Consider the following 12,540-nt stretch of genomic DNA (forward strand, 5'->3'; position numbering starts at 1 on the left):
GTAATAATGATTAGCCTTTAACTGCTGAAAAAAGGTGTGTTACTCAGAGTAAACCAAGTGCGATCGCCAACAATCCCATCCACCTTTAATTTATGACGAAATTGAAAAGATTTGACTGCTGCTTGTGTCAGTAAACTAAAGTCTCCGTCAATTAATCCTGTGTAGTAGCCAGCAATATATAATCTCTGTTGTAAGGCTACGACTAATTCGCCTTGGCTACCATTTTGGAGAGTAGGCAAATTAACTGCTCCTCCTTTGTACAAGGCTTGCCAAGTTTTCTCATCAACAATACCGTTCTCTGGTAGAAAAACCCGGTGTTGAAATAAAATAACACCTCCAATAGTTTCCGAACTACAAACCCCATCAATAGTTCCAGAATAACAACAGTGATTTCTTAAAAGCTTTTGCAGGACTTTGACTATCTCACCTGTATTACCTTGTTTAATTATCGGTTGATTGTGGTAATTATGATTGTTAATGGAATTAGTCATGCTCGTCATGCTTGATACTCAAGCTGATTACTTAATAGATATCTACAAAGTAAATATCTAGATGACAGTAGACCTCACCCAATTCCAGTACTTTTTGACTACCCAATTGGTTCACCCAATAGTAGGAAGGCCTCTGAATAGATTTAATTTTCCTGTGGGGGACTGTTAAATTCAGGATCAGGCATGATTGGTATAGTTACAGGCTTTGGTGTTGCGGCTTCTAATTGACGTTGTGCTTCGTCACGAGCATTAATTGCTTGATGATAATCTGACTTATATTTAATAGCTTGTTCGTAAGCAGCGATCGCTTCTTGATACTGCTGTAAATTTAATAGGGCATTGCCTTTACTGTACCAACTTTCGTAATGACTTGGTTTGTAACGGGTTGCCTGATCGTAGGAGGCGATCGCTGCTTGATATTCCTGTAAGATATATTGAGAATTACCCAAATTATACCAGACTTGATAATTATTTGGTTTGATTTGTGCTGCTTTTTTATAAGCTGCTATTGCTTCTACATAGCGTTGGCTTTGATGTTGTGACCAGCCTTGCCCATACCATGCTTGATAACTATTGGGATTTATTTGAATGACTTTTTTAAATGACTCAATCGCTTCAGGATAACGTTTTAATATAATCAGAACGTTACCTCTTGATAACCATGCTGCTGTAAAAGTTGACTTATATTGTACCGCTTTATCATAAGCTTGAAAGGCATCTTCATAGCGGTTCAGCTTGACTTTGGCATTGCCCAAGTTATACCAAGCCGGCGCATAATCAGATTTAATTTCTAGAGCTTTGTTGTAAGCGTCAATAGCTTTTTCGTATTCTTGAAGATTTTGTAAAACTAGCCCTTTACTATACCAAATTTCATAAGCATCTGGTTGAAACTCCAGAGCTTTTTCATAAGATTTTAAAGCTTGATCATATTGCTTTAAGTTGCTGAAAGCTACTGCTCTAGCATTCCAGACTTCTGGGTAGTTATTATTCAGTTTTAAGGCTTTATCAAAAGAAGCGATCGCCTCTGCATATCGCTGTAAACTTTGTAGAGTAAAACCGCGTCCACTCCAAGCTTCTACATAATTTGGTTGGAGTTGAATAGTTTTGTCATAAGCTATAAGTGCTTTTTGATATTGCTTTAATTCCCCAAGAGTTTTAGCTTTACCATGCCAACCTTGGGCATAATCTGGTCTAATAGTAACAGCCTTTTGATAAATAGCTAGAGCATCTGGATAACGTTGTAGTTCAAAAAGTATATTCCCTTGTTTAGTTAATTCTGTCGCATTATTAGTATTAATACTATTCACAATAAAAATTGATGTTACACCAGTTGCACTAATTAATAATATTGCTAATAAAAACTTGAGTAATATGCCTTTTTTAATTTGAGGAAAGCTAATTTTTCCAGGTGGGAGAGTAGGAATGATAGCTAGAGTATCAGGTGCTGGTTCTGTGATGGCTTTAAGTGCTTGTAATGCAGCCGTTGCTGACTGGTAACGTTCTCGAAAATCATAACAAACCATTTTGTCAATCAATTTAGCAAATTCTGGTGAAACTGCTGCATGATTGTGCCAGATAATCTCATTCGTATCGTCATCATATTCTAGTTGATGAGTTGATAAACCTGTGAGAGCTTGAATAGCAATAATCCCCACCGCATAGATATCGCTACTAAATTTGGGGTTTCCTTGTGCTTGTTCTCCCGGTATATAGCCAGGAGTACCAATTACCACAGTCGATTTATTTTCACTGGTGGGCGTAATCAGTTGCGTTGTAATTTGTTTAACTGCTCCAAAGTCAATTAAAATCAAATTGCCATCTTGTCGCCTGAGCAAATTTCGCGGATTAACATCACGGTGAATCACATTTTGCTGATGGACAAATTCTAGAATGGCAAGAATTTCTTGCAATAGTATACTGACTTCATCCTGAGTAAAAGTTTTTCCTGGTGTTAATTCTTGACTCAGATCATGACCAGAGATAAATTCTTGTACTAAATAAAACTCAGCATTTTCTTCAAAATAAGCTAAAAGCTGGGGAATGCGATCGCACCTTCCCAACTTATACAAAACTTGCGCTTCCGTATCAAATAATCGCCTAGCTATCTCTAAAGTCCGAGAATCATTAGCTGGGGGTTGGAGTTTTTTCACAACACACTTAGGTAATCCAGGCAAATGAGTATCACAAGCCACAAAAGTTTCACCAAATCCCCCACCTCCCAAGTGGCTAATAATTTGGTATCTTCCAACAAGTGTGTTTCCCAGCATCTAGTTTACCTAGTTCAGTGCATCATGATCTGTTCCAATCTTGCCACAGGTTAAGTGGTTAGTGCTGAGTGAGGGAGTGAGGGAGTGCTGAGGAGTGAATAATGACTAATGACTAATGACTATTGACTATTGACCATTGACCATTGACTATTGACCATTGACTATTGACCAAATCCCATGATTCCTATTAGTGATAACCTACGTTTGCGGCGGCGACCGATTATTAATTACTGGTTAATTGGTATTAATATTATCGTATTTTTATGGGAAATCAAACTGGAACTGAGTGATGAATTAGGTTATTTTATCAACACTTGGGGTGTGGTTCCGTTCCAGTTTACTACAGCAATTCACAACGCAGTTTTTATCAATCCTGCTGCTTGGGTGGTGGTATTTGGACGTTTGCTTTCGTTCTTGTCTGCCTTATTTCTACATGGTAGTTTTAGTCAAATATTGGGTAATTTACTATTTTTATGGGTATTTGGTAGGGCTATAGAGAATATTTTAGGGCATAGACGCTATTTAGGATTTTATCTGATTGCTGGTGTTTTGACGGAACTGGGGCAAATTATCTCAGAGCCAAGTTTGACTATACCTTTAATTGGGGCAAATGGAGCGATCGCCGCAGTTTTAGGTGCGTATATTACCAAGTTTACTAAAGTCAAAATAGACTCTATACTACCATTAATTATTGTCTACATTCCCATCACAGTACCAGCTTATTTTTATTTATTTTGGTGGTATATTCAACAGTTATTTTATGGCATTGGCAGTTTAAATATTCCCCCGTTGGGTGTTAACCAACCAAGTCTAGCTTATTGGATGCAGCTAATAGGTATGATGATTGGTGCAGCTTATATGCGACGTAATACAGCACTAGATAAATAAACAATCTATGTCAAATCAACTAAGTGTTCATGCTGTATTTATTTTGAATTTTGTCGCTACAAGAGTAGCGATCGCTTATCTCATGGTCATCTCACCTTTACACTGCAAAGATATTGTCAACTTAGGCTAAGATATTTAGCATAATTTTTATTTTCATTCATGTCCAGCCTAACAGTAAAAACGCTATGCTCTGAAGCGGCGATATTTTCAACAGTCGAGTCTCAATACCCAGAACCCTTGCTTTATGGTGTTACAGATGGTAAAGCAGTGGGAACCTACTTAGAGCAAAAATTTAAGCTTTATCTGAAAAGGAAATATGAGTTTCTGGAAGGCAATTCAGCAAGTGGAATAGATTTTCCAGGGTTATTGGTTGACGTAAAAGTGACAAGTATCAAACAACCACAGTCGTCATGTCCTTTCAAATCTGCACGACAAAAGATTTTTGGTCTTGGCTACTCGCTCATTATTTTTGTTTATGACAAAACAGACAATAGTGAAAATCGAACAGCAACTTTAAATATTTTACATACAATTTATGTGAGTGCGGAAAGAACAGCAGATTTTCAAATGACTCGTGGAATCAGTAATATTTTGGAAAATGAAGGAAACAAAGATGATCTAATTGCATTCATCCTGGATAGAAATTTGCCTGTTGATGAAATTGAAGCAGGAAATATTGCAGATGAGATACTAATAAATCCACCGATTCAGGGATTTTTAACTATTTCTAATGCTTTGCAGTGGAGGTTGCAGTATGGAAGAGTTATTGATCGTGCTGGACAAGAAGATGGTATAATTGTTGTTTATAGGTCGAATTTATGACTCAGTCTTTAAAGTTAAAAGTAGAATATGGAGATTTTCAAACTCCAATAGAGTTAGCTCAAAAGATTTGCCAAAAGCTAGTTAAACTCGGCATTAGCCCTGATGTGATTATTGAGCCAACCTGCGGTGTAGGTAACTTTATTAAAGCTTCTGCACAGTCATTTAAATCTACGAACAAGATTATTGGGATGGAAATCAATCCCAACTATATAAGAAAAATCAAAAATGAATACTGTTTATCAAATGAAAATAGAATTCAACTTAAGCAAGAAGATTTTTTTCAGTTTGATTGGTTTTCATTAATAAGAGAACTTGAGGGGAATATATTAGTAATAGGTAACTTCCCTTGGGTAACTAACTCACAGCAAGGAGTAATCGCTGGTATAAACTTACCTCAAAAAACTAATTTTCAAAATCACACTGCTTTAGATGCAATTACAGGAAAGAGTAATTTTGATATTTCAGAATGGATGTTGATGCAAATGATTAAATGTTTGCAAAAGCGTAAGTCCTATCTGGCAATGCTATGCAAAACTTCTGTTGCCAGAAAACTATTAAATTATATTCATTCTCAAAAGTTTTATCTTGAATACTTTGCAACATATAAAATAGATGCAAAGAAATATTTTGGTGCAGATGTTGATGCTTGCCTACTATTTTGTAAATTTGGCTCAAAATACAAAAATTATTTCTGTGATGTATTCAATGATCTTGAAGATAATAATTGTTATCGAATAAGTTATCAAGATAGTATTCTTGTTAAAGACATAATGACTTTTGAAAAATTAAAAGACTTGTATGATAGCAAATCACAAAAAAAGTGGCGTTCTGGTATTAAACATGATTGCTCAAGTGTGATGGAACTACGTAAAGTTGATGATATTTATATAAATGGATTAGGAGAAAATGTTAATATCGAAGAAACGTTTATTTTCCCTTTAATTAAAGGTTCTGATATTGCTCAAGGTCGAATAGAATCTACCAATCGATATGTTGTAGTAACTCAAAAGTTCATTGGCGAATCAACTGACCATATCAAATATTTAGCACCTAAAACCTGGAATTATCTAGAGTCTCATGCAAAATATTTAGATGCTAGAAAAAGTAAAATATATCAAAATAATCCCCGGTTTTCTATTTTTGGAGTCGGTAATTATACATTTTCACCTTGGAAAATAGCAATTTGTGGACTATATAAAAAACTCAGCTTTCGACTCATTAGAGTGATAAATAATAAACCTACTGTTTTTGATGATACTGTCTATTTCCTGGCTTTTGAGGATGAGAAAGTTGCTAATCAAGTATTTACACTTTTAACTTCGACATTAGTAACTGACTTCTACTCTTCTCTGATATTTTGGGACGAAAAACGCCCAATTAAAACCAGCATTTTGAACAGTTTAAATATAGAGAAAGCGCTTATAAAAAGTGAATTAGGTGTATAGAGATGTACAGATGTACGCCCCTACTCGTTATTTTGCTTGATGACACAAACCATTAAAACTTTACCAATCTAATGGCAAACCCAACTGGTTTTAGGATTAAAATTGTCGGTTCTAGTGCCAAAATGGCGGCTAAAGCTGCTAGCCGTCTTTGTCCACCGGAAAGTTCGTGAGCTGAACGATTAGTATAGGCTTGATTAATTAGCTCTCAATTTGGGATTTTGGCGGTGTTGGATAAATAATCCTATTGCCATACCAATACCGACAAGAGCAGTAAAGTAAAATAGGCTAATGATGCGGGTATACATTGGTGGTGCAATACCTGTAACTTCAACTTTTTGCGCTGCTTTTAATGGGGTAACTTGCTGGTTAGATCCTGGTAGAGGATTTACTGCTACCTCAATTTTATGAAGTGAACCATCAAAAAATTGCTCTTGCCATGTTAACTGGCCTGCTTGATTTGTTATACCTTTGTAAGTAAAGATTGTTAAATCATGTTCTAGTGCGATCGCTTGTACTTGTAAAGCTACATCTTTAATGGGTTGCCCAGTTTGAGTATCTTTCACCTGAACAGCAAAATTCGCTAGTTTGCCTACCGTCGCATTTTTATCTCCATCTAAACGGATTTCTAAACCTTGAGCTTGTTGAGTAGAAGGTGCAATTATTGCTTCTTGATTGCTGGAGTGTCCACTATGAGCTTCTGCTACTTCTGCACTAATATTGATAAACAACAAAGTGAATATGGCAACTACTGTCAACGCACTTAATAATAGACGGACTGACTGCGGTGCAATTTCTCCTTGACGCAATTCTTCTTGTCCACCAATTACCCAGCCACCCAACAATCCCATTGATAATAAAATAGCTGCCACAACAGCAAAATATTTATATTTAATAGAATTTTCCGGGACATCAATATTTAATATTTGTTCGTAGGGCGTAAAAGCATTAGCTACGAGAGGTGACACATTCACCTTGAGTTGATATTTTCCCCGAATCGGTAATATCTGCTGAATTTCTAACTTACCATCAGGTGCATTGGCACTCATTTGCAGCAATTTTGTTCCCTCAACAATGGGAAAATCAGTTGTTAGCCAAAAATTAGATCGTGGAGTCAAAATATCTAGATTAATTAAGGAATTTTTTAATGGATTACCACTAGCGTCAACAGCTTGCAGGGTGATTGTCACAGGCGACTGAGGTTTTGCAGCTTCGGCTTCAAAAGGTAGAATCTTTTCTATAGGTGGATTAGTAGAGAGTTGGACTCTAGATACAGGAGTTTGGGCAGAACCTACCAATGAGTAAACAATGGACAAAACAATGCCAACAGTAACAATTACTCTAAATAGGTGAGATTTTTTCATAAAATATTCAAGAGTTACTTTGATTTAATGTCGTTAATTGCTGAAATACGAATTAAGTTCAGGTAGTGTAGAGATAGGAAATAAAAAATCTCTACATTACCTAAAATTATTCCCAGCAAAATTGTTTGGACGAAGTTAACGCTATTTTATCTCAATGATTTTGTCAGATGTCTGAGCCAACAAAGCACACTGTACCTCAAAATTCTGGGAATATTATCAATTAGTGACAAGCAACACCGAGAGTATGGTGACGTAGTGAATGGGTTGTGCTGTGGGCTGCGGGATAAGTGGAAAAGAATACAGTCCAGATGACTAAAGAAGATAGCAGCATATAAAGTGTTACCTGTACAGGCTTAGACAGGGTAATACCTGCGGTCTTTCGTAATACTGAATTAGAGGATAAAGTTGTCATTGTTGACCTCTCGTAATTAATTTGGGTAACTCGTTCAAGGACATTGTGCCACTTGATTGCAAAAAGATATACGATAAACTTTGTTTTTGACAAGTGTGTATAAAATGTATTCAATATTTGACATTGATATAGATACTATCAAATCATCTTCAACCAAAGGCTAAATACTTATTAAAAGATAATATATAAGCCAAAAATATGCTCAAAATTTTTATTTTAACTAATAGCTTCTTCCCTGACTGAAGCGACACAGAAAATACACACAAATAACACAGCAATGACACAGTTAGTAGTGCTATGGCAAAGTTAAAGTTCATTAGTAGGTTGGGTGGAGCGCAACCCAAGATGGATCTTAACAAACTCAATGTAGATAATGATATTGGATTGATGTGAGGAAACCCAGTATGGATCTCCAAAACCCAGGTTAAAATGCTTATTGACAATAATTCCTAACTCTTGTAGGATACATGACTGTAATTGCCAATAGTTGGCAAATCCAATTTTGGTGCAGTGGCAGGATTTCATGCCCAATAACTTTACTCTAGATACAAAAGAATTTTTCAGTCGTCGCCAATTGTTGAAACTGGGATTAGGTAGTGCTGGTGTGGTGGGTGCGGCAATTTTGTGGCAAACCTTGAATGGACACAGTAAGTCAATTGTCAAAGTACCATCGATGGGAATAGATGCAACTGATCAGGTTGCTAATCCCATGAAGATGCTGAGAGAATTTGATTATGGGACTGTAAAACTAGAAAATGGTCGGACAATTCGAGAATTTGAATTAACTGCCGGGACTTCTGTTATTCAGCTTAATACTGCTGTTGCTTATAATATTTGGGATTTGAATGGTCGCATACCGGGGCCGACACTCAGGGCGAAACAGGGCGATCGCATCCGGGTATTATTTCATAATCAAGCTGGACATTCCCATTCGCTACATTTTCACGGTGTCCATCCAGCAGAGATGGATGGTGTACGTCCTGTGAGTAATGGTAGCGCCACAATTTATGAATTTGATGCTGAACCTTACGGTGTTCATTTATATCACTGCCATATTGAACCTGTGACTCGTCATATCGCCAAAGGTTTGTATGGAATGTTTATTATCGATCCGCCGACACCCCGTCCCCCGGCGGATGAGATAGTTTTGGTCATGGGTGGGTATGACATAGACGATAATAGCCACAATGACTACTATGCTTTTAACGGCTTGCCGCATCACTATATGCACCATCCGATTCAGATTTACCAAAATCAATTGATTCGGCTATATGTTCTCAACATTATTGAGTATGATCCGGCGGTAACATTTCACCTTCATGCCAATTTCTTTGATGTCTATCGTTATGGCATGAGTATGCAGGCTAGCGAGAAAACCGATGTCATTACAATGGGGATAGCAGAAAGACATATCCTAGAGTTTGCTTTTCGCTATCCAGGTAAGTATATGTTTCATCCTCATCAAGATGCGATCGCTGAAAATGGTTGCATGGGACAATTTGAAGTTGTGAGTGGATAAAATTTTTGATTCTACTCGAAAACTCAACTAATCATGTGCCGAATTGGCAGAATTATCAAATCATCAACTGAGTTTTTATCTATTACCAAATATCCCTACAATAATTTCTGATTTAGTAAAGTTTATAATTTACTATTAAGTATAAAATTTTTGTAAACTTCCTTGACCTTTGATTAGGTAGTTATTATGCTTATGACTTAAATCATCAAGGCAATTGATTTAGACAAATAACTTGATGAGATGACAAAGCCAGTGTAAGCTAGCCAGATAACAACCAACCAGGGCTGATTCTTTGCGATTACCAAAAAACAGAAAAGCGACGTAAAGATTAACTGTAATGTCGTGATTAATTTCTTTGAAATCAGAATTTAGCAGCCAGAATCCAAAATTTTGTGTAATTTTTGAATGTATTTTGCTGCCTACAGAAAGGCGAATACCTCAAACTATCTGCTGCATATATTCTTTTTCTAGTTGACAAATACCAACACTTACAAAGAAAGTACCTATGGTGCAAGATTCTCATACAGATTCAGTTTCGAGGGATTTACCTACACAATTAGATATTGCTAGAACCTGTATTTATGGATTGAGCATTCTATCAGTAGGGTTATTTTTATTCTTACCATTTATCAACTTATTGCATCCTAGCCCTTGGCAACGCTGGATGGGGACAATTCATGGTTGTGGTTCACTGCTGGCGACAATAGTTGCAGTTTACGCTGGACATTTAGCGTTTCCTTTACTCAGAGGCGTGGGTAAAATCTTGCCGCAGATGCGAACCTTAACTTTTTGGGCAAGTTTACTGGCATTTTTAGCAATTGCTTCTGGTAACTGGGCTTACATGAGATATCGTGCTGGTGCAGAATTTGGTTCAGCACGGGCTTGGATTAAAGCAAACACTCCTTTGGTGCATTTTATCTTCATGGAATATCACGAATTTAGTGTGCTATTCACTTTGCCTTTAGGAGTAGCTTGTACTTGGATTTTGTGGCAATACGGCGATGCTATTTTGGAGAAACAAAACAGATCGGTTTTAGCAGTTACCTGCATTGGATTAATGGCAATGATGTTCTTTGCTATGGGTGGCTTAGTAACTGGACTTGGTATCGCCAAAATCCATGCTTTGTAATTTATTTTCAACTAAGTGTGAGCTATGAGTAAAGAATTATTCCGCAGAGATGATACAGAATCAGCAGCTATGTACAGTTTTCTGTGGCAACGTTTAAGATTATTTCCTCAGAGTTTAGCAGAGGGTTCCCATCATCCCCCCAATGTTTCTGGGCCAGCAGCAGCAGCATTAATTAGTGCGGGAATAGGCTGTTTGATAATGATGGTGACTCAGCATTTAGTCAGTGTCACCCCAGAAATAGAAAAAATTGTTTGGGATATTGGTAGTTGGATACCAGGAAGCCATAATGCCAACAAACTATATGGTGAAATTGGTAGCTATAGTGGCAAAGAAACTATCTTATTGATTAGCTGGTTAGTCAGTTGGGTAGTTCTTCATTATTTGTGGCGAAACCGAAATATCAAAGTTCAAACAATGTTCTTTTGGATATTTGTCTTATTTATTGCCGCAACTGTGATGAGTTGGCATCCGCTATTTTCCTATCTTCCTTTGATGTAAATATTACAAAAAACAATGCAAGTTCAAAAGTCTACTAAAATAGCAGCCAAGCAAACCGACAAATATGTTTTAGCTTTAGTAAGTGTTTTGACACTATTTGCCGTTTCATTTGTGACGGCTATTTTCAGAGTCAGTCAAAGCTCAAAATATGATGGTTTGCACCTTAATTCTTGGTCTTTGGGAGGCCAACAGCAACAAAAATTAGGGAATTCTAGATAACAAGTAGAGACGTTGCAGTGCAACGTCTCTACAAGGATTTCGGGCAACTACAAATCTCGATGGGTAAAAGGCTTGGCATCTGCACCCGTGTAAGTGGCAACGATATGTCCTGCACCTGTCATTTGATATTTGTATGTTACTAGTCCTTCTAAACCAACAGGGCCACGGGGCGGCATTTGCTGAGTACTAATTCCTACTTCTGCACCAAAGCCGTAACGGAAACCATCAGCAAAGCGTGTCGAACAGTTGTGAAAGACACCAGCTGAGTTGACTAAACCAAAGAAAGTTTCTACAGTTGCTAAATCTTCAGTGACGATCGCATCAGTATGACGAGAACCATATTGATTGATATGAGCGATCGCTTGATCTACAGATTCGACAATTTTAATTGCCAAGATCAGATCGCTATATTCGGTCTCCCAGTCGAGTGCTGTGACAGGTGCAATCTCCGGTAAAATTTCTAAGGTGCGTTCGTCGCCTCTCAACTCTACATCCACTGCTTGTAAAGCTTGTGCCACTTGGGGTAAAAATTCTGGGGCAACTGCTTGGTGAACTAAGAGAGTTTCAATCGCATTACAAGCAGCCGGATATTGTACTTTGGCATCTACTGTCACTGTAACGGCTTTGCTGATATCAGCAGCCTGATCTATATATACATGACAAATACCATCAGCATGACCTAAAACGGGAATGCGGGTATTCTCTTGGACAAACCTGACAAACGAGTTAGAACCTCTGGGAATAATTAAATCTACATATTTATCTAACTTTAAAAGTTCTAAAGTTTCTGCTCTCGTTGTGAGTAACTGGACTACATCAGGGTTGACATCTGTGGTTGATAACCCTGTTTTCACAGCTTGAGCGATCGCTTCACAAGAGCGTACTGCTTCCTTACCACATTTGAGAATAACACCATTACCCGACTTAATTGCCAAAGAGATAATTTGAATTGCTGCTTCGGGGCGGGCTTCAAAAATGATTCCCAACACTCCCAAAGGACAGGTAATGCGTTTGAGAACCAAACCTGTATCAAGTTCACGGTGCAGTTGTACTTGTCCGATGGGATCTGCCAGTTTACCAACATCCCGCACCCCAGCGATCGCATCTCTTAATTTATGTTCATCTAACTGCAAACGTTTGTACAGAGGTTTAGCGATGCCTGCCGCCGTAGCAGCTGTACAATCAGCTATATTCGCTGCTAGAATTTCTGCCTTTGCTGATTCTAAAGCACTAGCGATCGCGTCCAGAGCTTGATTGCGTGCTTCTGTAGACAATAATGCGAGTAAACTTGCAGCTTGGCGAGTTTGTTGAGCGATCGGATTGAGAGAAGTAACTTGAAAAATAGTCATGATTAAATGGAACTTTTAGCAATAACACAAATATTTAGCTTTTTCCCATCCTACCAATCTTCCGGACTGACGCAACGAGACGATTGGCACAACTAAGCTAGAAGACTGTTTACGTGGGCTGCATTAAGTAAGTTTGTTAA

General features: G+C 37.6%; 13 protein-coding genes and 1 pseudogene. 8 read left to right on the forward strand and 6 right to left on the reverse strand.

Annotation, left to right across the window (positions count from 1 at the left end; translation table 11 throughout):
- Window positions 1-17: 17 nt before the first annotated feature.
- Window positions 18-500: a peptidoglycan-binding protein gene (locus FD725_RS16250; protein ID WP_179049089.1), complete on the reverse strand. Its 483-nt coding sequence runs from the start codon at window positions 498-500 to the stop codon at window positions 18-20.
- Window positions 501-634: 134 nt separating this feature from the next.
- Window positions 635-2,758 (reverse strand): serine/threonine-protein kinase, encoded by a 2,124-nt coding sequence (locus FD725_RS16255; RefSeq protein ID WP_179049090.1) that lies wholly within the window; start codon window positions 2,756-2,758, stop codon window positions 635-637.
- A 177-nt stretch (window positions 2,759-2,935) separates the two neighbouring features.
- Here FD725_RS16255 and FD725_RS16260 point away from each other — a divergent pair, with 177 nt between their 5' ends.
- From FD725_RS16260 to FD725_RS16270, 4 genes are read left to right on the forward strand one after another with little or no spacing between them, the layout of a single operon-like run.
- Window positions 2,936-3,646, forward strand: coding sequence for a rhomboid family intramembrane serine protease (locus FD725_RS16260; RefSeq protein ID WP_179049091.1), 711 nt, complete (start codon window positions 2,936-2,938; stop codon window positions 3,644-3,646).
- A 7-nt stretch (window positions 3,647-3,653) separates the two neighbouring features.
- Window positions 3,654-3,776, forward strand: coding sequence for a hypothetical protein (locus tag FD725_RS32530; RefSeq protein ID WP_256871631.1), 123 nt, complete (start codon window positions 3,654-3,656; stop codon window positions 3,774-3,776).
- Window positions 3,777-3,805: 29 nt separating this feature from the next.
- Window positions 3,806-4,468 (forward strand): restriction endonuclease, encoded by a 663-nt coding sequence (locus FD725_RS16265; RefSeq protein ID WP_179049092.1) that lies wholly within the window; start codon window positions 3,806-3,808, stop codon window positions 4,466-4,468.
- Window positions 4,465-5,913 carry an SAM-dependent methyltransferase gene (locus FD725_RS16270; protein ID WP_179049093.1) on the forward strand — a complete coding sequence of 483 codons (1,449 nt, stop codon included), beginning with the start codon at window positions 4,465-4,467 and terminating at the stop codon, window positions 5,911-5,913. The genes FD725_RS16265 and FD725_RS16270 overlap by 4 nt, the downstream gene beginning before the upstream one ends.
- Before the next feature lie 91 nt (window positions 5,914-6,004).
- Here FD725_RS16270 and FD725_RS32535 read toward each other — a convergent pair.
- From FD725_RS32535 to FD725_RS16280, 3 genes and pseudogenes are all read right to left on the reverse strand, one after another.
- A pseudogene (locus FD725_RS32535) lies at window positions 6,005-6,106 on the reverse strand (ABC transporter ATP-binding protein); the annotation flags it as partial.
- A gap of 1 nt (window position 6,107) precedes the next feature.
- Entirely contained in the window at window positions 6,108-7,274 is a 1,167-nt protein-coding gene (locus FD725_RS16275; protein WP_179049094.1) for a hypothetical protein, read from the reverse strand.
- Window positions 7,275-7,494: 220 nt separating this feature from the next.
- Window positions 7,495-7,686, reverse strand: a complete 192-nt coding sequence (locus FD725_RS16280; RefSeq protein ID WP_179049095.1) for a CbtB-domain containing protein — start codon at window positions 7,684-7,686, stop codon at window positions 7,495-7,497.
- A 523-nt stretch (window positions 7,687-8,209) separates the two neighbouring features.
- On the opposite strand from FD725_RS16280, the gene FD725_RS16285 reads away from it, so the two are divergent.
- The 4 genes from FD725_RS16285 (at window position 8,210) to FD725_RS16300 (ending at window position 11,051) form a co-directional block, all read left to right on the forward strand.
- The gene (locus FD725_RS16285; protein WP_179049096.1) at window positions 8,210-9,205 is read left to right on the forward strand and encodes a multicopper oxidase domain-containing protein; all 996 of its coding nucleotides are present in this window, start codon (window positions 8,210-8,212) and stop codon (window positions 9,203-9,205) included.
- A gap of 505 nt (window positions 9,206-9,710) precedes the next feature.
- Window positions 9,711-10,334: a hypothetical protein gene (locus FD725_RS16290; protein WP_179049097.1), complete on the forward strand. Its 624-nt coding sequence runs from the start codon at window positions 9,711-9,713 to the stop codon at window positions 10,332-10,334.
- Window positions 10,335-10,358: 24 nt separating this feature from the next.
- A complete protein-coding gene (locus tag FD725_RS16295) occupies window positions 10,359-10,832 on the forward strand; it encodes a hypothetical protein (RefSeq protein WP_179049098.1) in 474 nt (157 codons plus the stop codon).
- A 15-nt stretch (window positions 10,833-10,847) separates the two neighbouring features.
- The gene (locus tag FD725_RS16300) at window positions 10,848-11,051 is read left to right on the forward strand and encodes a hypothetical protein (protein WP_179049099.1); all 204 of its coding nucleotides are present in this window, start codon (window positions 10,848-10,850) and stop codon (window positions 11,049-11,051) included.
- A 47-nt stretch (window positions 11,052-11,098) separates the two neighbouring features.
- Here the strand turns inward: FD725_RS16300 and FD725_RS16305 are convergent, their stop codons facing one another.
- Entirely contained in the window at window positions 11,099-12,400 is a 1,302-nt protein-coding gene (locus tag FD725_RS16305; RefSeq protein ID WP_179049100.1) for a glutamate-5-semialdehyde dehydrogenase, read from the reverse strand.
- Between the last annotated feature and the right edge of the window lie 140 nt (window positions 12,401-12,540).

Origin of the sequence: Nostoc sp. TCL26-01 (assembly GCF_013393945.1) — a bacterium.
Lineage (GTDB): Bacteria > Cyanobacteriota > Cyanobacteriia > Cyanobacteriales > Nostocaceae > Trichormus.

Bases quoted from the DNA above. Each gene is read 5' to 3' on its own strand.
- FD725_RS16250 (WP_179049089.1), bottom strand. From the start codon at position 500: ATGACGAGCATGACTAATTCCATTAACAATCATAATTACCACAATCAA.
- FD725_RS16255 (WP_179049090.1), bottom strand. From the start codon at position 2,758: ATGCTGGGAAACACACTTGTTGGAAGATACCAAATTATTAGCCACTTG.
- FD725_RS16260 (WP_179049091.1), top strand. From the start codon at position 2,936: ATGATTCCTATTAGTGATAACCTACGTTTGCGGCGGCGACCGATTATT.
- FD725_RS32530 (WP_256871631.1), top strand. From the start codon at position 3,654: ATGTCAAATCAACTAAGTGTTCATGCTGTATTTATTTTGAATTTTGTC.
- FD725_RS16265 (WP_179049092.1), top strand. From the start codon at position 3,806: ATGTCCAGCCTAACAGTAAAAACGCTATGCTCTGAAGCGGCGATATTT.
- FD725_RS16270 (WP_179049093.1), top strand. From the start codon at position 4,465: ATGACTCAGTCTTTAAAGTTAAAAGTAGAATATGGAGATTTTCAAACT.
- FD725_RS16275 (WP_179049094.1), bottom strand. From the start codon at position 7,274: ATGAAAAAATCTCACCTATTTAGAGTAATTGTTACTGTTGGCATTGTT.
- FD725_RS16280 (WP_179049095.1), bottom strand. From the start codon at position 7,686: ATGACAACTTTATCCTCTAATTCAGTATTACGAAAGACCGCAGGTATT.
- FD725_RS16285 (WP_179049096.1), top strand. From the start codon at position 8,210: ATGCCCAATAACTTTACTCTAGATACAAAAGAATTTTTCAGTCGTCGC.
- FD725_RS16290 (WP_179049097.1), top strand. From the start codon at position 9,711: ATGGTGCAAGATTCTCATACAGATTCAGTTTCGAGGGATTTACCTACA.
- FD725_RS16295 (WP_179049098.1), top strand. From the start codon at position 10,359: ATGAGTAAAGAATTATTCCGCAGAGATGATACAGAATCAGCAGCTATG.
- FD725_RS16300 (WP_179049099.1), top strand. From the start codon at position 10,848: ATGCAAGTTCAAAAGTCTACTAAAATAGCAGCCAAGCAAACCGACAAA.
- FD725_RS16305 (WP_179049100.1), bottom strand. From the start codon at position 12,400: ATGACTATTTTTCAAGTTACTTCTCTCAATCCGATCGCTCAACAAACT.